Origin of the sequence: Kitasatospora sp. GAS1066B, assembly GCF_041262605.1 — a bacterium.
Classification (GTDB): domain Bacteria; phylum Actinomycetota; class Actinomycetes; order Streptomycetales; family Streptomycetaceae; genus Kitasatospora.
The window spans coordinates 38,646-61,163 of record NZ_JBGCCO010000043.1 but is presented as its reverse complement, the minus strand read 5'-3'; the positions used below and the strand labels follow the sequence as shown (position 1 = coordinate 61,163).

Genomic DNA, 22,518 nt, shown 5'->3' with positions numbered 1-22,518 from the left:
CGGGCGACGCGCGTCCCGTCACCCCTGTCTACAGCGGCACGGGCCGGCCACCGGTCGCGAAATACCCGGACAAGCCCCGCAGCGTGAAGGAACTGATCCGCGCTGCCGGGCGGAAGACGGCCAAGCCCGTGTCCTGGCGGGAAGGATCGCATCCCGGGAAGGGGAAGAGCGGCTTCAAGCGGATGCACTCGCGCTTCGTCGCCCTGCGGATCCGCCCCGCCGGACGCGAGATCCGCGACGCCACCGAAGGCGTGGAACTGGCCGAGTGCTGGCTGCTGGCCGAGTGGCCCGCCAAGGAGAGCGACCCGGTCCAGCTCTGGCTCTCCGACCTGCCCGCCGACACCCCGCTGACCACCCTGGTCCGGCTGGCCAAGCTCCGCTGGCGAGTTGAGCACGACTACCGAGAGATGAAGCAAGCCCTCGGCCTGGCCCACTTCGAGGGCCGCACCTTCAGCGGCTGGCACCACCACGTCACCCTCGTCTCCCTCGCCCACGCCTTCTGCACCCTGCGAAGGCTGGCCACCGCCCCAAAAGACACGGGGCCGGCCTGAGCCTCTACCAAGTCGTCCGGGAGCTACAGACCCTCCTCGCGACCTGGGCCGGTGCCTGCCCCACCTGCCACCGCGACGCACCCATCGCCGCACCGACCTGACCAAGCCCTACTAGGGACGTGACGAGGAAGGTGGCCACCGGATTACGCCTTCGCCCACCCAGCGGACCGGCCCAGGACTTCGCCCGCAGGGATCGACAGGCTTACAAGGTCGGGGCACTTCCAGCCCCAGGAGATGGAAGTGCCAGCCGTGCACCTCAAGATCCGAAAGAGCGGGCCTAGACGTGCCGGCCATCGGCCGCGACGTCCAGCAGGACGTCCACCAGCCGGTCCGCCGCGTCAGGCCGGCCGTGCGACCGGGCCCGCTGCGCGATGTCCGCGCGGCGGGCCGGATCCGCGAGCAGCGGGGCGACCGCGTCGCGCAGGGTGTCGGGCGTCGCCTGGCCGAGCAGGGCCACCGCCGCACCGGAGTCCTGCAAGTGGCGGGCGTTGTGCTCCTGCTCGTTCCCGGCCGAGGTTGCCAGCGGGATCAGCACGGACGCCTTTCCCAGTGCGGTCAGTTCGGCGATCGTGCCCGCGCCGCTGCGGGAGAGCACCACGTCGGCCAGCGCGAGGACATCGGGCAGTTCCGGGCCGACGAAACCGGTGACCAGGTAACGGGCTGCCAGGTCGCCGGGAAGGGTCGCAGCTGCCTGCCGCAGGTTCTCCTCATGCGCGGGGCCGCACTGGTGGACGACGTTGGCGTTGGTCAGCAGCCACGGCAGGATGTCCCGCACCAGGCCGTTGATCTGCTGCGAGCCCTGCGCGCCGCCCGTGACGTACACGGTGGGGCGAGCACGGTCGAACTCCCACAGGCCGAGCGCCTGGACTGCCTTCTCCGCCTGACCGGACAGCACCTCCGGGCGCACCGGGTTCCCGGTGACCACCGCGGTCCTGCGGGCCGCCTCGGGCAGGAAGTCGAGTGTCGACTCCGAGGAGACCGCGAACCGCGTCGCCGCCCGGGCCAGCGACCGGTTGGCCAGCCCCAGGCGCACCGTCTGCTCGTGTACCACCAGCGGACGGCGGCACATCCGGGCCGCCAGGCTCACCGGCACCGCCACGTACCCGCCCGTGGCCAGCACCACGTCCGGCCGGAAGTCGGCCACGATCGAGCGGGCCTGCGCCACACCCAGCGGCACCCGCCCCATGTCCTTGATGTTGGCCGGCGAGGCGAGCTTCAGCGGGTTGCTGGAGCGCCGCGCCTTGCCCGTGGCCACCGTGGCGAAGGGGATCTGCTCGGTGGACGTGACCCGGGCTTCGAGACCTTCGGCCGTGCCGACCCACAGCACGTCCAGGGCCCGGCCTGCTGCCTGGAGCCGTGCCTGCAGCGTCCGGACCGCTGTGAGGGCCGGGTAGGTGTGGCCACCCGTGCCACCGCCCGTGACCAACAGCCGGAAGCCGCGCGGGGGAAGACGGTCGATGTCGGCGTTCACAGCGGGCTCCCAAACTGGCCGTACCGGGACAACGCGGACGATAGCAGGCAACAGGCCGGCGGCTGAGGTGTCTTCACCACCTGGGTCAGCCGGGTCGACCGCTCAGCGGCGCGCCGGGTCCGGTCGCTGCGCCGGCGCCGCGACCCAGGCCAGCGAGTACCAGGAGAGCACGCCGAGCACCGCCGCACTGGGCAGTTCGGCGAAGTACGCCAGCACCTGGGCCAGCTGGTAGGAGGAGCCGCGGTGGGCCGACCACAGGTCGAAGAAGGCGTCCATGCCGAGCAGCACCGCGGTGGCCGAGGCCACCGGGCTGGTGGCGCGGTGGCCTCGGCGGACCAGGGAGGCCAGCAGGAACAGCGCGGCCACCTCCATTACGTCCAGCCAGACCCAGGCGTTGGAGAGGTTCCGCGCGCCGAAGTGGCCCCGCACGTCCATCGCGAGCACCACGATCCACGGCAGCAGCAGGAAGCCGGCCGCACGGAACGCGGTGGGCAGCCAACGCCGGAGCGTCCTCTCATGGGCGGCCAGCGTCATCCGAAGCTCATACACCTGACGATCGTATCGATCACCGGATAAGGGAAATGTCGCGCCGAGCGCGGCCGGCGCCCGGCGGTCCGAAGACCCGGACCGGCCGCACCGACCGCGCTCATCGCTCCCGAGCCCGGCTCAGAACGCGAAGACGTGCCCGGTCACCCGCCGCAGCGAACACCCGTTGGTGAACGTCTGCTGGTACACGATGGGTTGACCGCCCCACACGCCCACGGCGGTGGCGGTCACCGGCAGGTAGAGATCCGGACAGAAGACGTGCGACGGCGTCAGGGCGGCGAAGTCACCCTGCGCGTTGGCCAGGTCCGCGCAGGCCGCCGGTGCCTCGGGGTGGTCCCCGGCCGGCTGCGTGTCGCCGCAGTCGAGGGTCACCGTGCGGTCCGCCGTCGTGGTGTTCGGGCCGGTCGGCGCCACCGTGAGGATCAGCAGGTCGGGACCGGCGGTGGTGGCGGCCGCCCCGGTCTCGGCGGCGGCGGGCAGTGCGCCGCCGGCCAGCAGGGTGGCGGTGGCGACGGCGCCGAGGGCTGTCATGAGGACACGACGAGTACGCATATCGAACTCCTTTGGTCGACTGTCCGAACGGACTCGGCAGTATCACCACAGGAAGTTGTCATGACCGTAATCGAACGACGCCGGACAGCCACCACCGGCCACCGTCCCGATGGCCGGTTTCCGTCCTCGCCGCCACCTCGCGCTTCCCGCGACTCATCTCCCGTCCCACCCGTCTCCGGCACGCCGACCGCGCCCGCAGCGTCGGTTCGGCGAGTCGGCCACGCCCGAACGGCCGAGATGGCCACCATCCGTCGAGCGCCGCTCCACCCCGAGTGACGGGCCGTCAACGGCAGCCGGCCACCGCGCGAGACCGTGGGGTGTCCCGCGCGATGGCCGGTGGTTCGGGTGGTTCAGGCGGAACGGTGGAGCAACGGCGAATCAGCCGCTGAACGCCCCGGTGCCGTTCGGCGTGCCGAGGCCGGTGGGGCCGTCGTAGCCCGGGCCGGCGGTGCACAGGTAGGAGCCGCAGCTACCGTTGGAGCCGGTGGTGACGTCGTTCAGCGCGGACGGGTTGGCGTACAGGTCGGCGGCCGGCGTGGTGTTCGCGCCGGGGTTGCCGGCCAGCGCGTAGACGCTGGCGATGATCGGCGAGGAGGCGCTGGTGCCGCCGTAGACGTTCCAGCCGGAGGCGCCGTAGGTGTCGTACACGGCGACACCGGTGGCCGGGTCGGCGACCGCGGAGACGTCGGCCACCGTCCGGTTGGCGCAGCCGCTGTCGGTCTGCCAGCTCGGCTTGGCCTCGTAGGCGGAGCAGCCCGAGCCGGTGCCCTCGGTGGCGCTGGTGCCCCAGACCGACTCGCTCCAGCCGCGCGCGCTGGAGTCCTGGGTCAGCGAGGTGCCGCCGACCGAGGTCACGTACGGGGAGGCCGCCGGGTACTCCACGCCGTAGGCGCTGTCACCCGCCGAGGCGGTGATCGCGACACCCGGGTGGTTGTAGTACGAGCTGTCGGCCGACGTCTCGTCCGACGACTCCGAGCCGCCGTAGCTGTTGGAGACGAACTTGGCGCCCAGCGAGACCGCCTGGTTCACCGCGGTGCCGAGGTCCTGGGTGCTGGCCGTGCTGGCCTCGACCAGCAGGATGTGGCAGTTCGGGCAGGTGGCGCTGACCATGTCCAGGTCGAGGGATATCTCGCCGGCCCAACCGGAGTCGGGGGAGGGGTAGTTGGTCCCGCCGTTCTCGTCCACCTTGGTGAAGCAGCCGCCGGCGGAGGTGCAGGCGGGCAGGCCGAACTGGCTGCGGTAGGCGGCCAGGTCGGACTCGGCGTTCGGGTCGTCCTGGGCGTCGACGATCGCCACCGTCTCGCCGGCTCCGTTGGCGGCGGCCGCACTGGCCAGGTTGTAGGCGCCCTGGATGTCGGCCGGACCGTAGCCGGACACCGAGGCGTCGGCCTGGGCCTGGGCGGTCCGGGTGCCGGCCGGGTGCGCCAGCCGGGTCTTGACGGTGCTCCCGCCGGTGACCCGCAGGGCGTTGCAGGCCAGGTAGCCGGCGTGCTGCGGAACCGCGCAGGACCGGGTGAACGTCACGTTGTGGTGAGCGTGGTCGGCCGTGGCCGCGGTGGCGGACGCGGCCTGGCTGCCGATCCCGAGTCCGGCGATCGCCAGGCCCGTCGCGGCGGTGAGGGCCAGCGTGGTACGCCGGACCTTCGGGTTCATGGGGGTACGCAAAAACGTGCTCCTCTGCGGGTGCACCAGTGGGGGTGAGGCCCTTCGGGCGTGGGGTGCCCTCGGGCCGGCCGCGCACGGTCGCTGACGGTGTGCCGTCGTCAGGGGCCGGGTCAACTGAGCGGCTTGGCAAGAGAGTAGGGGCGCGTGGGCATGACAACAATGGGGCTCCCAGGAAACTCACAGAATCCCCTCACCTGACCGTCGATCAAGCCTGGACCTGCACCGGTGCTACGCACAGCTGACGCCCCGTCGGATCCCGGGCCGGATCCCAGGCCGGATCCCGGGCCGGATCCCAGGTCGGCCTCGCGGTCGCGTCGGGTGAGCGCGGCCGATCGCCTTCGCGGTGGTGCTGGTCGGCGTGGTCAGCCCGATGTGGGGGCGGCGTCGAGTCAGCCGTTGGAACCGGCAGGTGCACGTGGGGACAACGGCATGGGCTGGAGCGTTCTGGGGAAGTCGGAGTATGCGTGGACAGCCGAGGTGCCGGAGGCGACGGTGGGGACGACGGGGATGGCAGGGACAGCAGGGACGGCAAGGATCGACGTCGAACGGGTGCGGCGGGACACGGCGGGCTGCGCGCGGGTCACGCATCTGAACAACGCCGGGGCGGCCCTGCAGCCCCGTCCGGTGGTCGACGCGGTGGTGGAGCACCTGCGGCTGGAGGAGGAGATCGGGGGGTACGAGGCGGCCGTCGCGCGGGCCGACCGGGTCGAGCACACCTATGACGCACTGGCCCGGCTGGTGGGCGCGGCCCGCGAGGACATCGCGGTGGTGGAGAACGCCACCCGGGCCTGGGACATGGGCTTCTACGCGCTGCCCTGGGCCCCGGGGGACCGGATCCTGACCTCGCGTGCCGAGTACGCGAGCAACGCGATCGCCCTCCTGCAGACCGCCCGCCGGCACGGTGTCCAGGTCGAGGTGGTGCCCGACGACGAGACCGGGGCCCTGGACGTCGACGCGCTGCGGCGACTGGTCGACGAGCGGGTCAGGCTGATCGCCGTCACCCATGTCCCCACCCAGGGCGGACTGGTCAACCCGGCGGCCGAGATCGGCAAGGTGGCCCGCGAGGCGGGCATCACCTACCTGCTGGACGCCTGCCAGTCGGTCGGCCAACTGCCGGTCGACGTGGGCGAGATCGGCTGCGACCTGCTCACCGCGACCGGCCGCAAGTTCCTCCGCGGCCCGCGCGGCACCGGCTTCCTCTACTGCTCACCGCGCATCCGCGAGAACCTGGAGCCACCGTTCCTGGACCTGCACGCGGCGACCTGGACCACCGCCGACAGCTACCAGGTGCGCGCGGACGCCCGCCGGTTCGAGACCTGGGAGACCTCGTACGCCGGGAAGATCGGCCTCGGCGTCGCCGTCGACTACGCCCTGGACCTGGGTCTGGACGCCATCGAGGCCCGGGTCACCCACCTCGCCGACACCCTGCGAACGCGCCTGCGCGCCCTGCCCGGCGTGCGCGTCCAGGATCGCGGTACTCGGCAGGGCGGCATCGTCTCCTTCACCGTCGAGGGCCGGGACAGCCACCGGATCGCCCAGGAACTCCAGGCCCGGCAGATCAACGTGTCGGTCTCCGTGGTGACTTCCGCCCGCTGGGACCTCGAAGCGCGCGGGCTCGACTCCCTGGTTCGCGCCTCCGTGCACTACTACAACACCGAGGAGGAGCTCGACCGGCTCTGCGAGGCGCTGCCGGGTCGCGGGTAGGGCCTGTCCGTCCGGCCGTCGGTGGTCTGACGCTCTGTCATATCAGGCGGGTAATTCGCTTTCGGCGGCCGCGCGGCGTGCCTACACTCGCTCTCAGATCGCACACCGCCGAACCGAACGGCGGTGCGCCCGCGACGAGAAGGGGGCCCGGCCATGCGTGAGCGCATCGCTGCCGTCGTCCCCTCGTCGCTCTCCGAGGTGATTCCGGTGTCTTCGCCCCTCCGGTGCCCGCTGCGCGGCCGGCACCGGATGACCGTGGCGAACGCCTGACCCTTGCCCGCCTGCCGACGCCGGCGCGGGGGAACGCGTGCGGCCTCAACGGAGGCCGCATCGCCCGGTGAATCGCGCCGCCCGCTAGCGGAATCACCAGGAAAGGCCATCGGCCGTGCGTACCGACCTGCACCAGTCCCCGAACCAGCAGTCCGTCAACCCCCTTGCCACCGTGCGCAATCTGGGCATCCTCGCCCACGTCGACGCCGGCAAGACCACCGTCACGGAGCGGATCCTGTTCCTGGCCGGCACCACGCACAAGCGCGGTGAGGTCCACGACGGCACGACCGTCACCGACTTCGACCCGCAGGAACGGGAACGCGGCATCACCATCTTCGCCGCGGCGGCCAGCTGCGACTGGGACGGCCACCGGGTCAACCTGATCGACACCCCGGGTCACGTGGACTTCGCCGACGAGGTGGAGCGCTCGCTTCGCGTGCTGGACGGCGCGATCGCGGTGTTCGACGCCGTCGCCGGGGTCGAGCCGCAGAGCGAGTCGGTCTGGCGGCAGGCCGACCGGCACGGGGTGCCGAGGATCGCCTTCGTCAACAAGCTGGACCGGGCCGGGGCGGAGCTGGACACGGCGGTCGCCTCGATCCGGGAGCGGCTGCGCACCGTACCGCTGGTGGTGCAGTTGCCGATCGGCCGGGAGGACGGCTTCACCGGCGTGGTCGACCTGGTCCGGATGCGCGCCCTGGAGTGGCCCGACAGCCGGAGCACGGTCGCCGAGGTGCCGGTGCCGGCGGACCTGCTGGAGGAGGCGGCCCGTCGGCGCCGGCTGCTGGAGGAAGCGGTGGCGGAGCTGGACCCGCAGGCGCTGGAGGAGTTCTGCGCCACCGGGGCCCTCGTGGAACGCACGCTCACGGCGGCGCTGCGCGAGGTGACCCGCACCGGTGCGGGTGTCGTGGTGCTCTGCGGCTCCGCGTACCGCAACCGGGGGATCGAGCCGCTGCTCGACGCCGCGGTGGCGTACCTGCCCTCGCCGCTCGACGTGCCGCCGGTGCGCGGCACGGTGGCGGACCCGGGCGGTACGGCGCAGGAGCGGGCGGCCGATCCGGCGGCGCCGTTCGCGGCGCTGGTCTTCAAGGTGCAGGCGGCGCCCACCGGGCGGCTGACCTTCCTGCGGGTGTACTCGGGAACGCTGGGCAAGGGAGAGGCGGTGCTGGACGTGGGCGCGAAGCGCACCGAGCGGATCGCGCGGATCCTGCGCGTGCAGGCCGACCGCCACTTCGAGGTGGCACGGGCGGTGGCCGGGGACATCGTCGCGGTGGTCGGCCCCAAGGCCGCCCGCGCCGGTGCCACCCTCTGCACGCCGTCCGCGCCGCTGATCCTCGAACCGCCGACGGCGGCCGATCCGGTCGTCTCGGTGGCCATCGAGGCCCGGCGGAGCACCGACACCGAGCGGTTGGCGTCGGCGCTGGCCCGGCTGGTCGAGGAGGACCCGTCGCTGGTGGTCCGCACCGACCCCGAGACCGGGCAGACCGTGCTGTCGGGGATGGGCGAGCTGCACCTGGAGGTCGCGGTGGAGAAGCTGCGCCGCGCCCACGGGCTGGAGGTGGGCGTCGGCCGGCCGCAGGTGTCCTACCGGGAGACGGTGGTCCGTGGGGTCTCCGGGCTGGTGTACCGGCACGTCAAGCAGGACGGCGGCGCCGGGCAGTTCGCGCATGTCGTCATCGACGTGGCACCGCTGGCTGCCGAGCCGGCCGACGCGACCGATGCGGCTGTCGCGGCGGAGGGGGTTGATGCTGCGGCGGAGTTCGCGTTCGGCTCCACCGTCATCGGCGGCCGGGTGCCGCAGGAGTACGTGCGTGCGGTGGCGGCCGGCTGCCGGGACGCGCTGGCCGAGGGTCCGCTCGGTGGCCATCCGGTCACCGGGCTGCGGGTCACCCTGACCGACGGGGCCACCCACAGCAAGGACTCCTCGGAGCTGGCGTTCCGGACGGCGGGCCGGTTCGCGCTCCGTGCGGCGCTGCGGGCCAGCGAGATGGTGCTGCTGGAACCGATGGCCGAGGTCACGGTCACTGTCCCGGACGACGCCGTGGGCGCGGTGCTCGGCGACCTGGCCGCCCGGCGCGGCCGGATCGCGGGCCAGACCTCGCGGGGCGGCACGGCGCAGGTCACCGCGACGGTGCCGCTGGCCGAGCTGTTCGGCTACGCGACCCGGCTGCGCGGCCGTACCCAGGGCCGGGGCACCTTCACCACCCGGCCCGCCGGGTACGCCCCGGTGCCGAGCGGGCTCGCCGAGGCCGTGCGCGCCCGCTAGGGGCCTGTACGGCGGATCTTTTCGGATGAGCCCGCGGCGTTGGGCGCCCGGCTGGGCGTGCGCCCGAGTCGTCCTCGTACTGGACGTACTTGGGCGATTCGGGCGTGCGTCCAGCCGGGATGCCCGGCGTCGCGGGCCCGAAAAGATCCGCCGTACAGGTCCTAGCGCCGGCCCGGACCGGGTCTCGCCGCTGAGAATCAGCGGCGAGACCCGGCCTCGCGCCGGTGCCTCGCCTGCGCCCGGCCGGCAAGTCGACAGACCGATAAAATCGGTATGGCCCCCACCCCTCCGATGGATCGTGGTCGCCATGGCGTCGAAGGCCTTACGACTGCCCCGCTACGTGCGGTTCGCCCCGTGGGCCCTGATCGTCGGCGGGCTCACCTGGAACTTCCTGGCCCCCGCCGAGTACTGGGGCGACCCGATGCTGGCGGCGGCGGCCGTGCTGGCGGGCGCGCTCCTCACGCTGCGCGACACCGTGGTCGTCGGCGCCGCCATCTTCCTGGGGATCGTCGTGCTGACCGCCCATGACGGTTCGGTCAGCAACGACAACGGCTACCTCGAACTGGTGAACACGCTCGTCGCCGTCGCCGTGGGCCTCTGGGTCAACCAGGTGGTCGCCCGGCACGGGCGTCGGCTGCGGACGGTGCGGTCGGTGGCGCGGGCGGCGCAGCAGGCGGTGCTGCCTGTCCCACCGCCCGAGGTGGGACCGCTGAGCGTGGCCACCCACTACAGCGCGGCCCAGACGGAGGCGCTGATCGGCGGCGACGCGTATGCCGTTCAGGAGACCCCGTTCGGCGTCCGGGTGCTGATCGCGGACGTCCGGGGCAAGGGCCTGCAGGCGGTGACGGCGGTTTCGGTGCTGCTCGGCGTCTTCCGGGAGGCTGCCGAGCGGGCGCCCGATCTGGTCGCGCTCGCCGACGCCGTGGAGCACACCCTGATCCGCGAGGTCGCGCGCGCCAGCGAGGAACTGCGGATGGAGGGTTTCATCACCGCGCTGCTCGGCGAGTTCGACCCCGAACGCGACGAGCTGCGGCTGCTCGACTGCGGCCACCCGGGGCCGTATCTGCTGCCGGCCGACGGCGGCCCGGCCCGCCGCCTGGACGCCCGCGATCCCGGCCTTCCGCTGGGCATGGGCGCGCTCGGCGGCCCGCGTCCGGTGCCGGATCGCTGGCCATTCGCGGTGGGGGACACGCTGCTGCTGGTCACCGACGGGGTGACCGAGGCCAGGAACAGCGCGGGGGAGTTCTACGACCCGACCCCGCGCCTGCCCACCCTCGGCCACCGCGCCGCGCCGCTGGACTTGGTGCACGCCGTGGCCCGGGACGTCGAGTGCTGGACCGGCGGGCCGCGCGACGACGACATGGCGCTGCTGGCGGTGACCCGCCGCCGTCGCCCGCCACCGGTTCAGACCTATTGACGCTTCGTCAGGCGGGCCCGACCCTACGACCGCTCAGCCCCGGCCGAAGGTGGCCGGCACCGTCTGCCCGCGCTGGTAGCAGGGGAGGCAGCGGACCATCGAGTAGGTGACCACCGGCCCCTGGATCACGTCCTCGTGCCCGCCCGTCTGTGTGAGTTCACCGGCGAACACCCCGCACCCCAGACACCGGCGGGTGGCCTGCGCGCGGCGGAAGCACGGCAGGCAGTACCACCGCTTCGGCTCCTCGGCCAGCAGCGCCACCGGCTGCGGACCGCCGTTGAGGTGCGAACAGAACGTCAGCTCGCCGGTCGCCAGCGCCTGCTGCATGGTGGCCGAGGCCGTGCGGTACCACTGCGGCGCCTGGTCGATGGCGACCTTGCGCGGCGTTCCCCACCCCTCGGTCGCCCCCAGGCCCGCCGCGTCCGCACTGGCCGCGCGGATCTGGTCGTGCAGCGCCACCTCGGCGGGATTCATCTTCTGCTCCACGCCGCCGAGGGTACCGGCCGCCTCCCGCCGGGAGGCCGGGATTGACGGAATCTCCTCGCGAAGAGGCAGCACGGAGCGACTACTGTCCGGGTGTGAGCTCCCAGCAGGGAAGGTGAACCAGCCGATGCCCCGGATCAGCAAGCGGACCCGCAGCCTGGCGGTCGACGGCGAGACCTACCTCTGGTCGCTCGGCGGCGGCCGCCCCGCCGAACCCGGCCGGCCCGCGCCGGCCCGGCTCGTCCTCACCATCCGCCGCCTCGGTGCGCGCGGGCGAGTCCTGGTCGTCTTCGAGGAGGGCCCCGATCGGCTGATCCCCGACGGATGGGTCCCCTCCGGGGCCGTCGGCACGGCAGGCGCCTGGCTGAACCTGCACGAGCCGGGTACGGTGCGGGCCCTGCTCGACGCGGCGCTGGCCGGCGGCTGGCAACCGGACGACCCGGCACCCGAGGAGTTGGACGGCTGGCCGCTGCTCGCCCCGGTGGCCGGGCGGCGTGCCTGACCTGACGTTCCGTCAGCAGCGTTCCGCGGTCGGCGCGGCCGGACAGGCCCTAGCGGTCGAGGGGTGCGGGGACGAGGCCGTCGGCCACCAGACCGGCGAGGACCGCCTCGCCCAGGACGTGCACCGCGGACTGGGGGCGGACCATCACGGTGAACTCCTTGACCAGGCCGGCCTCGTCGAGCTGGAGCAGGTCGATGCCGTGGATCTCCTTGCCCCGCACGGTGGCCCGGAAGGGCAGGATGACCGACGGGGCCTGACTGCCGTCGGTACCGGTCTCGGCCGCGCCCTCGAAGTGTCCGACGTAGCGGAAGTCCTCGAAGGTGCGCAGCAGGACGCCGAAGAGTCCCAGCACCATGGGCTTGCCCTCGAAGGGGGTGAACTTCACCGGGCTGTAGAAGCGGATGTCCTCGGTGAACAGGCCGTCCAGCGCGGTGAGATCGCCCTGCTCCACGGCGACCCGGAAGCGTTCGGCACTCTCCATGGTTCCTCCTGGTAGTCAAGAATATGACTAGTCATTTTCTTGACTATGATGCAGTGACGGACCACGAAAGGGAAGGGCTGCCCCGATGGCCTTGCGACATGCCGTGCTGGCCGCACTGCTGGACGGCGAGTACAGCGGATACCAGCTGGCGAAGGCGTTCGACGTCGGCGTCGCGAACTTCTGGCACGCCCTGCCACAGCAGCTGTACGCCGAGCTGGCCAGGTTGGAGAAGGAGGGGCTGGTCGCCGGTCGGCAGGTGGTCCAGGAGAGCCGGCCCAACAAACGCCTCTTCCACGTCACCGACGCCGGCCGGGCCGAGCTGGAGAAGTTCGCCGAAGCCGCCGCGAAGCCCTCGTTCATCCGCGACGACCTGCTCGTCAAGGTCCAGGCCGCCGACCGGATCGGCACCGGGCCGGTGATCGGACAGCTCGAGGAACGAGCCCTGGCGGCCGAGGCCAAGATCGAGCTGCTCGGCAAGCTGCTGCGCCAGCTGCGCGGCGATGCGGACGAGGAGGAGTACCTGCGCCGGGGCGAGCGGATCGGACCGTACCTGACCTGCCTGCGCGGCCTCTCCTTCGAGCAGGAGCACCGGGACTGGTGCCTGCGGATCGCCGCCGTCCTGCGGGAACGGCAGGCGACTCGCGCCGACCACTGAATGACCGCGACGTGATCCTCGGCGCGTCCGGTCGTGTGACAGATCCGCGCGAATGGCCGCCGGGAGCGTGCCGGTGTGCCCTGCGGGTGGCCCTGGGTGGTGTGTTGGAGCCGGCGTGCCGACCGTCCGTCGTCCCGAGGGAGAAGTCCGTGGTCAGTGGTAGCGGTGAGCAGCGTGTGGCGATGTCCACGCAGCTGTTGCAGGGGCAGAAGGCGCTGGTGACCGGAGCCAACTCCGGCATCGGCAAGGCGACCGCGATCGCCCTCGGCCGGGCCGGTGCGGACGTCGTCGTCAACTACGTGGCCGGTGCCGACGAAGCCGAGAAGGTGGTCGCGGAGATCAAGGGCTTCGGGGTCCGCGCCTACGCCCACGAGGCGGACGTGTCCCAGGAGGACCAGGTCGTCGGGATGGTCTCGCGGATGGTCGACGAGTTCGGCACCATCGACATCATGGTCGCCAACGCCGGCCTGCAGCGGGACGCGCCGGTGACGGAGATGACGGCCGCCCAGTGGCACAAGGTCCTCGACGTCAACCTCACCGGCCAGTTCCTCTGCGCCCGGGAGGCGGCCAAGGAGTTCCTGCGGCGCGGTGTCGTCCCGGAGGTGTCCAAGGCCGCCGGAAAGATCATCTGCATGAGCTCGGTCCACCAGATCATTCCCTGGTCGGGCCACGTGAACTACGCCTCCTCCAAGGGCGGCGTCGGCATGATGATGCAGACGCTCGCCCAGGAACTCGCGCCGCAGAAGATCCGGGTCAACGCGGTCGCCCCCGGCGCGATCCGCACCCCCATCAACCAGAGCGCCTGGGACACCCCGGAGGCCGAGGCCGAGCTCCTGCGGCTGATCCCCTACCGCCGGGTCGGCGACCCCGACGACATCGCCAACGCCGTCGTGGCCGTGGCCTCCGACCTGCTGGACTACGTGGTCGGCAGCACGCTCTACGTGGACGGCGGGATGACGCTCTTCCCCGGCTTCGCCACCGGCGGCTGAGCACCGCAGGTCAGCCCTCCCTCAGCCCAGCCGCTCGATCAGGTGGTCGCCGACCCGCAGCGCGTTGGCGATGGCGGTCAGCGAGGGGTTCACCGCGCCGATGCTCGGGAAGAACGCGGTGTCGACCACGTACAGGTTGTCCAGGTCATGGGCCTTGCAGTTGACGTCCAGGGCCGAGCTGCGCGGGTCGTCACCGAACCGCACGGTGCCGGCCTGGTGGGCGGTGGCCCCGATCGGCATGCCCTTGTGCAGGTAGATGCTGTGGTCGAGCAGGCGGTGCGGGTGCATGCCGAGGTCCCCGAGCATGCTCTGGAGCTTCTGCTGCAGCTTCCTGAGGCCGGCCGTGTTGTTCTGCTCGTCGAGCGACAGGGTGACCTTCCCGTCGCGGTCGAGGGTCACCCGGCTCTCGGGCAGCGGGAGGTCCTCGCCGCAGAGCCAGAAGTCGACCGCGTGGTGAGCGAGCACCTCGAACGGCATGTCCGGAGAGAGCTTGCCGGCCAGCCGCGGTGCCTCACCACGGATCTGCTCGGCGTCCGACTTGCCGAGCATCTGGATGCCGCCGAGCGGGTAGTCGACGTCGTCCGCGCCGAGGTACCAGTCGTTGAGCGCCAGGGTCTTCTGGAACAGCGTGGGGTTGGGCTCCTTCGAAACCGCCATCAGCGCCAGGTTGTTGTGCCGCATGTAGTGGCGCCCGACCACGTCGGAGCTGTTGGCGAGGCCGTTCGGGTGCCGGTCGTTGGCCGAACGGAGCAGCAGCAGCGCGGAGTTCACCGCACCGCAGGCGACCACGACGACGTCGGCGGCAAAGCCCGCGGTCGAGCCGTCCGCCAGCTCCGCCACCACCCTGGTGACGGTGCGTCCGGCCGGGTCGGTCTCCAGCCGCCGCACGTTGGCACCCGTGATCATGCTGACGTTGTCGTGCTCCAGCGCGGGGTCGACGCAGATCACCTGGGCGTCGGACTTGCCGTTCACCAGGCAGGGGAAGCCGTCGACCCGGTTGCAGCGGATGCAGACGCTGTCATGGGTCGCCCCGCCGTTCTCGTCCTGCTTGAGGTTCACCCCGATCGGCAGGTGGAAGGGGTGCAGTCCCTGCTTCTCCAGGTCGTCGCTGAGCTGCTGGATGCGCGGCTCGTGCGCCACCGACGGGTGGGCGTACTGCGCACTGGCCGGGCCTTCGGTGGGGTCCTCGCCGTGCTTGCCGTGCACCAGGTAGAGGTGCTCGGCCTGGGTGTAGTAGGGCTCCAGCTCCTCGTAACGGATCGGCCAGGCGGGGGAGATCCCGTCGTGGTGCCGCAGCTCGCCGAAGTCCTCGGGGCGCAGCCGGAACAGGGCGGCGCCGTAGAACTTGGTGTTGCCGCCGACGTAGTAGTTGACCTCCGGCGGGAACTCGTGACCGTGCTTGTCGTACCAGGTCTCCCGCGCCAGGTACTTGGCCCTGACGAACACCGCGCTGGAGTCCCAGTTGTCGATCTCCCGGGGCAGGTAGCCGCCCCGCTCCAGGATCAGGACGCGTTTACCCGAAGGCGCCAGCCGGTGGGCCAGCGTGCCGCCGCCCGCTCCGGTACCGATGATGATGACGTCGTAGTGCCGATCGTCGGCCATGAGGGCTCCCGTTCTCGAGTCGCTGCCAGTGTGTGATCAGAAGATCGCGATCGGATTGACTGGTGCGCCGGTGGCCCCGGGCAGTCGCAGGGGCGCGATGACGCACAGGAACGACCACCGGTCCGCCTCCTCGCAGAGCGGCACCAGGTCCTCGAACTGCAGGTAGTCCAGCAGGTGCAGTCCCATGGCGTGGACGGCCAGCACGTGCACCGGGAAGTCGACGCCCTGCGTGCTGCTGGGCGCGGTGTCGTTGTTGCCGTCGCTGCCGAGTACCGCGACCTGCCGCCGTGCCAGGAACTCCATCGCCGTGGGGTGCAGCCCGGCACGGGCCACCGCCGCGTCCCACGCGCCGAGTTCGCGGTGGCGGCGGCGGTGGCCGACCCGGACGAAGAGCAGGTCGCCCCGGGTCACCTGGAGATGCTGCGCGGCCTCGGCGGCCTCGAGCTCGTCACCGGTCACATGGTCGCCGGGGTCCAGCCACCGCACCCCGCGCAGGCGCGGAATGTCCAGCAGGACACCGCGGCCGACGATCCCGTCCCGGGTCACGTCCAGCGAGAGCGCGCTCGCGCCGGCCGCCGTCAGGCTGTTCGCGGGCACGCCGTTGTGCAGCGTTCCGTCATAGATGACGTGACAGAGCGCGTCGAGATGGCTGTCGGCGTCGCCGTGCACGTTCATGGCGAAGCGGTCCGTGGCGAACTGCAGCCCGCGCGGCGCGATCGCGCCGGCGACCGCACCGGTCATCCGGTGCTCGGCCGGATCGGGATCGTGCGGGCCGGGGCGGGTCTCCACCGGCGCGGCGAGCGTGACCGTGCGACCGGATCGGACCTCTGCGACCGCTGCCAGCACCTGCGCCGCGGTGATGGTGTCCAGCGCGCCGCGGTCGGCCGCCCCCTGAGGTGCCTGCCGCCGCACCCGCTGGTACAGGGCGCCGAACTCGGCCGAGCTGAGCCGTGCCGGTCCACTGGATCCTGCGTGTGCTGCCATCGATCCTGGTCCTGGTGTGACGCCTGGCCGGCGGTCCGGGAACGGGGGGCCTCCCGGACCGTGGCGAAGGCGGGCGGGGAGAGCGTCAGCGACGCTGCTCGAGGTCGAGTGCCTTGTCGAGGGTGCTGGCGGCCATGATCAGGGACAGGTGGGTGAACGCCTGGGGGAAGTTGCCCAGTTGTTCCCCGCTCGGGCCGATCTCCTCGGCGAACAGGCCGACGTGGTTGGCGTAGGTGTGCATCTTCTCGAAGGCGTACCGCGCCTGGAGCGTGCGGCCGGCCCGGGCCATGGCGTCGACGTAGAGGAAGGTGCACAGGCTGAAGGTCCCTTCCGAGCCGCGCAGTCCGTCGGGCGAGGCGGCCGGGTCGTAGCGGTAGACGAGGCTGTCGGAGACGAGCTTGCGGTCCATCGCGTCCAGCGTGCTCAGCCAGCCGTGGCTCTTGGCGGCGAGGAAACCGACCCGGGGAACGAGCAGCAGCGAGGCGTCGAGCACGTCACCGTCGTAGTGCTGGACGAGCGCCTGCTCCTGCTCGCTCCAGCCGCGCGTCATGACCTGCTCGAGGATGGCGTCGCGGGCCGCCGTCCAGCGCGTGGTGTCGCCGGGCCGGCTGAACTCGGTGGCTGCCGCGATGCCGCGGTCGAAGGCGGTCCAGCACATCACCCGGCTGTAGGTGAAGTCCTTGCGTCCACCGCGGGTCTCCCAGATGCCCTCGTCCGGCCGGTCCCAGGTGTCGGCGAGCCAGTCCAGCGCCGTGGCGAGTCCCTTCCAGCCCTGGTAGTCCAGCTGCTCGCCCACCTGCCGGGCCTCGGACAGCGCGTAGAGGGCCTCGCCGTAGATGTCCAGCTGCAGCTGGTCCATGGCCGCGTTCCCGGCGCGGACGGGGGCCGAGCCCCGGTAGCCCTCGAAGTGCTGGAGGATCTCCTCGGGGATGTCGGGGTCGCCGTCGACGCGGTACATGATCTGCAGCCGCTCGCCGGGCAGGTCGGCCCGCTCGTGCAGCCGGGCGCCCAGCCAGCGGGTGAACCTGGTCGCCTCCTCGACGAAGCCGAGGTCCAGCAGGGCCCGCACGGAGAGCGAGCCGTCCCGGACCCAGGTGTAGCGGTAGTCCCAGTTGCGCTCGCCGCCGACCTGCTCGGGCAGGCCCATGGTGGCCGCCGCGATCGGGGCGCCCGTGGGGTGGTAGGTGAGCAGTTTGAGCGTGATGGCGGAGCGGGCGACCATGTTCGGCCAGCGCCCGCGGTAGCTGGAGCTGCGCAGCCAGGCCTGCCAGTACTCGCCGACCGCGACGAGCTGGTCCTCGACCGCGGCGATCGTGAGCGGGGCGGGTGGCTCGCCGTCCGGAGCGCAGACGGTGAAGGCCGCGGCGGCCGTCTCGCCGGCGTTGAGCGTGACCTCCCCCTGGACGTCCTGGCCGTCACGCCCCACGGGGAAGCTGCACTGCAGGTGGCCGGTCATTCCCGGGGCGCGGAACACGGCGCCGTCCGGCCGCAGTTCGAGGGTGTGGTCGGCGCGGCCGTAGTCGAACCGGGGCCGGCACTCCAGCGAGAACCGGACCGTGCCGCGCACGGCCCGGACACCGCGCAGCAGGGTGTGACGGTCGGTGGGCGTGCCCGTGCGGTCGGGTGCCATGAAGTCGACGACCTCGCCGACCCCGTCCGGCGACATGAAGCGGGTCACCAGGATGGCCGTGTCGGGGTAGTACAGCTGCTTGGTGGCGGCCTCCGGATGCTCGGGGGCGATCCGGAAGTAGCCGCCGCGGTCGTGGTCGAGCAAGGCGGCGAAGATGCTGGGCGAGTCGAAGCGGGGAGCCGCGAACCAGTCGACGACCCCCTGCGACGAGATGAGAGCGGTGGTCTGGAGGTCCCCTACCAGGCCGTGGTCGGCGATCGGCGGATAGCGGTCCATGCTGAGTCTCCGCAGGAATCGGGAGCGTCCCCCGCTCTCCACTATCCGCCTGGCCGCCACGGCGCGCTGCGGATACCACGATCGATCGCCGCCCGGCTTGCTGACCACGGCTACTGCGGTGTTACTGGGCCAGGGTGGTCCCTGCGGTACGGAGGTCCGAATGGAGATGGTCCACATCCGGCTGGTGAGTCCACCGGACCTCACCGAGCAGGTGGTCGGGACGCTCGCCGGTAACCGCCACGTCTTCGACCTCGTCGCGCTGCCGGGCGTGGTGCGCAGTCCGGACGGTGACGCCGTCGAGTGCGACGTCCTGGCCGGGGCGGCCAACGACGTGCTGCGCGGCCTGCGCGCGTTGCAGGTGGAGCGCCGGGGCGCGCTGGTGATCGAGTCGGTCGAGATGGCCTACTCCGGCATCGCGGCGGCAGCGGAGACCCGGCGGCTCGGGCCGCTGGCACACGAGCCGGTGTGGGAGCTCGTGGAGGCCCGGATCCGCGCCGAGGGGACCTATCGGCCGAGTTTCTACCTCTATCTGATCATCGCGGGCCTCATCGGCTCGGTGGGGATCGTCACCAACTCCCAGATCCTGATCGTGGCGGCGATGGTGGTCGGGCCCGAGTACGGCGCGATCGCCAGTGTCGCGCTGGGAATCGACCAGGGGAGCGGGGCGCGGGTCCGGCAAGGGCTGCTGGCCCTGCTGGTCGGCTTCCTGCTCGCCATCGTCGTGACCTTCCTGTTCTCGCTGGTGATCCGGGGCTTCGGCTTCCAGTCCAAGGCCTTCACGCTGGGCATCCGGCCGGTCTCCAACCTCATCAACACGCCCGACTTCTTCTCGGTAGCCGTGGCGTTCCTGGCCGGCGTCGTCGGGATCATGTCGCTGACGCAGGCCAGGACGGGCGCCCTGCTGGGCGTGTTCATCTCGGTCACCACGATCCCGGCGGCCGCTGACATCGGCGTCTCCAGCGCGTTCGAGAGCTGGCGCGAGGCCCGCGGCTCGCTGGTGCAACTGCTGGTCAACATCGTCGTGCTGATCCTGGTGGGTGTGCTCGCCCTCAGGATCCAGCGTGCGGTCTGGCGGCGGATCGGCCTGCGGGCCGGCCGTTCCCGCCGGTGACGGGGGCTACGGTGACGGGCGAGCGCCGGGAGTCGACGGCGCGGCCGGTCATCATCGTGGTCATGGGCGTGTCCGGCTCGGGCAAGAGCACGGTGGGCGCGCTGCTGGCCGCCCGGCTCGGGCTGCCGTTCGCCGAGGGGGACGACTTCCACTCGGCCCACGCCCGCGCGGAGATGGCTGCCGGCCGTCCGCTCGGCGACCAGGACCGGCAGCCCTGGCTCGCCTCCCTCGCCGACTGGCTGGACCAGCGGATCCGGCAGGGCGGCTCGGGCGTGCTGGCCTGCTCGGCACTGAAGCGCTCGTACCGGGACCGGCTGCGGGACGGCCGGCCGCAGGTCCGGTTGCTGTATCTGCAAGGCAGCCGCGAAGTCATCGCCGCGCGCCTGGCCGCCCGGCGCGGTCACTTCTTCCCGGCCCGCCTGCTGGAGAGCCAGTTCGACGAGCTCGAGGAGCCGGCGCCGGACGAGCACGCCGCCGTGGTGCCGCTCGCGGGCACCCCGGAGCAGACCGTCGACCGGGCGCTCGCGGCGCTCGGCGCCGAGCCCGGAGCCACGACATGACGACGAACCAAGTGCTCGTCGGTGCCGGGCTGATCCTGGTGCTCGCGGTCGGCTCGCAGATCCTGGCGAGCCTGCTGCGCATCCCCGCGCTCATCGTGCTGCTGCCGGTCGGCTTCGCGGCCGGCGCGGCGACCGGTGACGTCAACCCCCAGCGGCTGCTGGGCGCGGCCTTCTCGCCACTGGTCTCGCTCGCCGTGGCGGTGATCCTCTACGACGCCGGCCTCGGGCTCGACCTGGCGCGGCTCAAGGGGCACACCCGGCAGGTGGTGGTCCGGCTGATCTGGATCGGCGTGCTGCTCAGCTGGGTGGTCGTCACGCTCCTGGCGGGGCCGCTGCTCGGGATGGACGGCCGGGCGTCGCTGATGCTCGGGGTGATCCTGGTGGTGTCCGGGCCGACCGTGGTGGGGCCGCTGCTGAGCTTCGTGCGCCCGAAGGACCGGCTGCAGCACATCCTGATCTGGGAGGGATCGCTGATCGACCCGGTCGGCGGCGTCCTGGGCGCGCTGGTCTTCCATGCGGTCGATGCGAGCACCGGCCGTCAGGTCGGCAGCGGAGCACTGCACTTCCTGGGCAGCGCGGCCGTCGGGGTGGCCGGGGGCCTGGTCGGCACGGCGGTGCTGTGGGTGCTGTTGCGCAGGATCGGACTCGGGGAGCTGCTCGGCACCACGGCGCAGCTCGCGGTGGTGGTCGGCGTGGCGGCGGCCTGCGATGTGATCCGGGACGACTCGGGGCTCATCGCCGCGGTCGTGATGGGGCTCGCCGTCGCCAATCTGCGGAGCTTCGACGAGCCGGTGCGGCGGGCGTTCTTCGAGACCCTGGTCAGCCTGATCCTCGGGGTGCTGTTCGTCTCGATCTCGGCCACCGTGACCCCGCACTCGCTGCAGCACGTGCTGCTGCCCGCCCTCGCCCTGAGCGCCGTCCTGGTGCTCGTGGTCAGACCGCTGGTGTCGGCCGTGTCCGCGCTCGGCACCGACCTGTCCAAAGGGGAGCGCGGCTTCGTCGGCTGGATGGCGCCGCGCGGCATCGTCGCCGCGGCGACCGCCTCCACCTTCTCGGCGAGCCTGGTCGACCGGGGGATCGGCGGTGCCGCGAAGATCCTCCCGGCCACCTTCGTGGTCATCGTCGCCACCGTGACGCTGTACGGGCTGACCGCGGCTCCGGTCGCGCGGCGCCTGGGTGTCCTGCGCTCCGCCCGGTCCCGGCCGCTGCTGGTCGGTGCCGAACCCTGGGCGGTGGACCTGGGGCTGGCGCTGCGGGCCGCGGGCCTCGAAGTCCTGATGTGGGCCGGCCCCGAACAGCAGCGTGAGCGCATCGAGCGAGCCGGGATCGAGGTGGCGCCGGGCGAGCTGCTGGCGGCCGCCGCCGGTCAGGGCGCCGAGCTGGCCGGCATCACCGCGGTGCTGCTGCTCACGGCCGAGGACGACTTCAACGCGCTGGCGGCGGAGATCCTGCGGGGCAGTGCCGAGAGCGCGGTCTACCGGACCGGGCCGCCGCCGGACAGCCACGGTGTGGTGGCTCCGTTCCTGGGCGGCGACATCCTGTTCGGCGCGGGGCTGACCCGGTCCGCGCTGAGCGACCGGTACGCGCGGGGGGCGGCCATCGTCGTCCTGCCGGTGGCCGCCGCGCTCCCGGCCGGGCACGACCTGCTGTTCGTGGTCCGCGACGACGGTCGGCTGGACCCCGTCACCGAGGGCGCCACGCCCGTGCCGCGGACGGGCGACCACCTCGTGCTGCTCGGACCGGCGGGCGACGGGCGCGCACCGTCCGCCTGACGATCACTCGGGCGTCGGCTCGCTCGGGACGCTGAACTGGTCGGGCGAGACCCGCAGGCGGAACACGTGGTAGGTCCAGCTCTGGTAGGCGAGGACGACCGGGAACAGGACGATCGCGACGATGCTCATGACCTTCAGCGTGTAGTTCCCCGACGCGCTGTTGTCCACGGTCAGGCTGTACGCCGGGTTGGTGCTGGAGACCATGACCCGGGGGTAGAGGTTCGTGAAGATCGACAGGATGGTGGTGGCCATCGTGCAGGTCGTGGCGACGAAGGCCCACCCGTCGTGCCTGCCGAGCACCAGCCAGGCGGCGGCCAGCACGGCGAGGGCCGCGAGCAGCTGGATGATGTCCGGCAGCACGCCCTTGCCCGCCGTGGTGTGCGTCCAGGGGAGGAAGGCCAGCACCGCCAGCGCCGTGAAGGGTGCGAGGCGGCGGGCCAGCAGGGACGCCCGACTCCGCACGCCGCCGGTGGTCTTGAGGGCGATGAAGGTGGCCCCGTGCAGCAGGCAGAGCAGGACCAGGGTGATCCCCGTGAAGACGGCGTACGGCGGGAACAGATCGCCGAAGGAACCGCTGAACTCGCGGTCCTGCCCGATCGGCAGGCCGTGCAGCAGGTCGCCCAGCGCGATCCCGGTGAGAAACGGAACCAGCACGCTCCCGCAGGTCAGCAGCAGGTCCCAGGTGCGCCGCCAGCGGGGGTTGTCGACCTTGCCGCGGAACTCGAAGGACACGCCGCGCACGATCAGCCCCACCAGCAGCAGGACCAGCGCGAGGTAGAGGGCGGAGAACATCGTCGCGTACCAGTCGGGGAACGCGGCGAACATGGCCGCCGCGGCGACGATGAGCCACACCTCGTTGCCGTCCCACAGCGGCCCGATCGTGTTGATCGCCGCGCGCCGGCCCGGCTCGTCGCGGGCCACCAGCATGTGCAGCATGCCGACGCCGAGGTCGAAGCCCTCCAGGACGAAGAAGCCCGCCCACAGAACCGCGACGAGGATGAACCAGAACGTGGCGAGTGGCATCGCGCAACCTC

General features: G+C 72.1%; 20 protein-coding genes. 10 read left to right on the top strand and 10 right to left on the bottom strand.

All coding sequences use genetic code 11. The features are described 5' to 3' along the window. On the top strand, positions 1-551 hold a 551-nt coding region (locus ABH937_RS33995), incomplete at its 5' end, for a transposase (protein WP_370220466.1). Between the two features lie 277 nt (positions 552-828). Here ABH937_RS33995 and ABH937_RS33990 read toward each other — a convergent pair. From ABH937_RS33990 to ABH937_RS33975, 4 genes are all read right to left on the bottom strand, one after another. Beyond that, positions 829-2,022, bottom strand: coding sequence for a glycosyltransferase (locus tag ABH937_RS33990; RefSeq protein ID WP_370220465.1), 1,194 nt, complete (start codon positions 2,020-2,022; stop codon positions 829-831). A gap of 102 nt (positions 2,023-2,124) precedes the next feature. Further along, positions 2,125-2,571: a hypothetical protein gene (locus ABH937_RS33985; protein WP_370220464.1), complete on the bottom strand. Its 447-nt coding sequence runs from the start codon at positions 2,569-2,571 to the stop codon at positions 2,125-2,127. A gap of 117 nt (positions 2,572-2,688) precedes the next feature. After that, positions 2,689-3,120: an SSI family serine proteinase inhibitor gene (locus ABH937_RS33980; RefSeq protein ID WP_370220463.1), complete on the bottom strand. Its 432-nt coding sequence runs from the start codon at positions 3,118-3,120 to the stop codon at positions 2,689-2,691. Between the two features lie 378 nt (positions 3,121-3,498). Further along, complete coding sequence (locus tag ABH937_RS33975; protein WP_280694290.1) at positions 3,499-4,773, bottom strand: S53 family peptidase; 1,275 nt, start codon at positions 4,771-4,773, stop codon at positions 3,499-3,501. Between the two features lie 519 nt (positions 4,774-5,292). Between ABH937_RS33975 and ABH937_RS33970 the strand changes: the two genes are divergently transcribed. From ABH937_RS33970 to ABH937_RS33960, 3 genes are all read left to right on the top strand, one after another. Further along, positions 5,293-6,489: an aminotransferase class V-fold PLP-dependent enzyme gene (locus ABH937_RS33970; RefSeq protein ID WP_370220462.1), complete on the top strand. Its 1,197-nt coding sequence runs from the start codon at positions 5,293-5,295 to the stop codon at positions 6,487-6,489. Between the two features lie 385 nt (positions 6,490-6,874). After that, positions 6,875-9,022, top strand: coding sequence for an elongation factor G (gene fusA, locus ABH937_RS33965; RefSeq protein WP_370220461.1), 2,148 nt, complete (start codon positions 6,875-6,877; stop codon positions 9,020-9,022). A 307-nt stretch (positions 9,023-9,329) separates the two neighbouring features. Then, positions 9,330-10,439 carry a PP2C family protein-serine/threonine phosphatase gene (locus tag ABH937_RS33960; protein ID WP_280694274.1) on the top strand — a complete coding sequence of 370 codons (1,110 nt, stop codon included), beginning with the start codon at positions 9,330-9,332 and terminating at the stop codon, positions 10,437-10,439. Between the two features lie 33 nt (positions 10,440-10,472). Here ABH937_RS33960 and ABH937_RS33955 read toward each other — a convergent pair whose 3' ends face one another. Continuing rightward, complete coding sequence (locus tag ABH937_RS33955) at positions 10,473-10,925, bottom strand: hypothetical protein (protein WP_280694273.1); 453 nt, start codon at positions 10,923-10,925, stop codon at positions 10,473-10,475. A 124-nt stretch (positions 10,926-11,049) separates the two neighbouring features. On the opposite strand from ABH937_RS33955, the gene ABH937_RS33950 reads away from it, so the two are divergent. Further along, positions 11,050-11,424, top strand: a complete 375-nt coding sequence (locus tag ABH937_RS33950; protein WP_280694272.1) for a hypothetical protein — start codon at positions 11,050-11,052, stop codon at positions 11,422-11,424. Positions 11,425-11,473: 49 nt separating this feature from the next. Here ABH937_RS33950 and ABH937_RS33945 read toward each other — a convergent pair whose 3' ends face one another. Next, positions 11,474-11,905 carry a nuclear transport factor 2 family protein gene (locus ABH937_RS33945; RefSeq protein ID WP_370220460.1) on the bottom strand — a complete coding sequence of 144 codons (432 nt, stop codon included), beginning with the start codon at positions 11,903-11,905 and terminating at the stop codon, positions 11,474-11,476. An 85-nt stretch (positions 11,906-11,990) separates the two neighbouring features. Here ABH937_RS33945 and ABH937_RS33940 point away from each other — a divergent pair, with 85 nt between their 5' ends. Further along, positions 11,991-12,560 (top strand): PadR family transcriptional regulator, encoded by a 570-nt coding sequence (locus ABH937_RS33940; protein ID WP_370220459.1) that lies wholly within the window; start codon positions 11,991-11,993, stop codon positions 12,558-12,560. A 182-nt stretch (positions 12,561-12,742) separates the two neighbouring features. After that, on the top strand, positions 12,743-13,549 hold the full coding sequence (locus ABH937_RS33935) for an SDR family oxidoreductase (RefSeq protein WP_280694269.1): 807 nt from the start codon (positions 12,743-12,745) through the stop codon (positions 13,547-13,549). A gap of 21 nt (positions 13,550-13,570) precedes the next feature. On the opposite strand, the gene ABH937_RS33930 is transcribed toward ABH937_RS33935, so the two are convergent. The 3 genes from ABH937_RS33930 to ABH937_RS33920 form a co-directional block, all read right to left on the bottom strand. Continuing rightward, on the bottom strand, positions 13,571-15,151 hold the full coding sequence (locus ABH937_RS33930; protein WP_370220458.1) for a GMC oxidoreductase: 1,581 nt from the start codon (positions 15,149-15,151) through the stop codon (positions 13,571-13,573). Positions 15,152-15,187: 36 nt separating this feature from the next. After that, positions 15,188-16,135: a cyclase family protein gene (locus ABH937_RS33925; RefSeq protein ID WP_370220457.1), complete on the bottom strand. Its 948-nt coding sequence runs from the start codon at positions 16,133-16,135 to the stop codon at positions 15,188-15,190. Positions 16,136-16,220: 85 nt separating this feature from the next. Continuing rightward, positions 16,221-18,041 carry a glycoside hydrolase family 15 protein gene (locus tag ABH937_RS33920; protein WP_370220456.1) on the bottom strand — a complete coding sequence of 607 codons (1,821 nt, stop codon included), beginning with the start codon at positions 18,039-18,041 and terminating at the stop codon, positions 16,221-16,223. A 160-nt stretch (positions 18,042-18,201) separates the two neighbouring features. Here ABH937_RS33920 and ABH937_RS33915 point away from each other — a divergent pair, with 160 nt between their 5' ends. The 3 genes from ABH937_RS33915 to ABH937_RS33905 all read left to right on the top strand — a co-directional run bounded on the left by ABH937_RS33915 (position 18,202) and on the right by ABH937_RS33905 (position 21,484). Further along, complete coding sequence (locus ABH937_RS33915) at positions 18,202-19,152, top strand: DUF389 domain-containing protein (RefSeq protein ID WP_370220455.1); 951 nt, start codon at positions 18,202-18,204, stop codon at positions 19,150-19,152. A 62-nt stretch (positions 19,153-19,214) separates the two neighbouring features. Then, positions 19,215-19,712 carry a gluconokinase gene (locus ABH937_RS33910; protein WP_280694289.1) on the top strand — a complete coding sequence of 166 codons (498 nt, stop codon included), beginning with the start codon at positions 19,215-19,217 and terminating at the stop codon, positions 19,710-19,712. Further along, positions 19,709-21,484, top strand: coding sequence for a cation:proton antiporter (locus ABH937_RS33905; protein WP_370220454.1), 1,776 nt, complete (start codon positions 19,709-19,711; stop codon positions 21,482-21,484). Before ABH937_RS33910 ends, ABH937_RS33905 begins: the two co-directional genes overlap by 4 nt. Before the next feature lie 3 nt (positions 21,485-21,487). Here the strand turns inward: ABH937_RS33905 and cydB are convergent, their stop codons facing one another. Further along, positions 21,488-22,507 carry a cytochrome d ubiquinol oxidase subunit II gene (gene cydB / locus ABH937_RS33900; RefSeq protein WP_280694263.1) on the bottom strand — a complete coding sequence of 340 codons (1,020 nt, stop codon included), beginning with the start codon at positions 22,505-22,507 and terminating at the stop codon, positions 21,488-21,490. Positions 22,508-22,518: the final 11 nt, after the last annotated feature.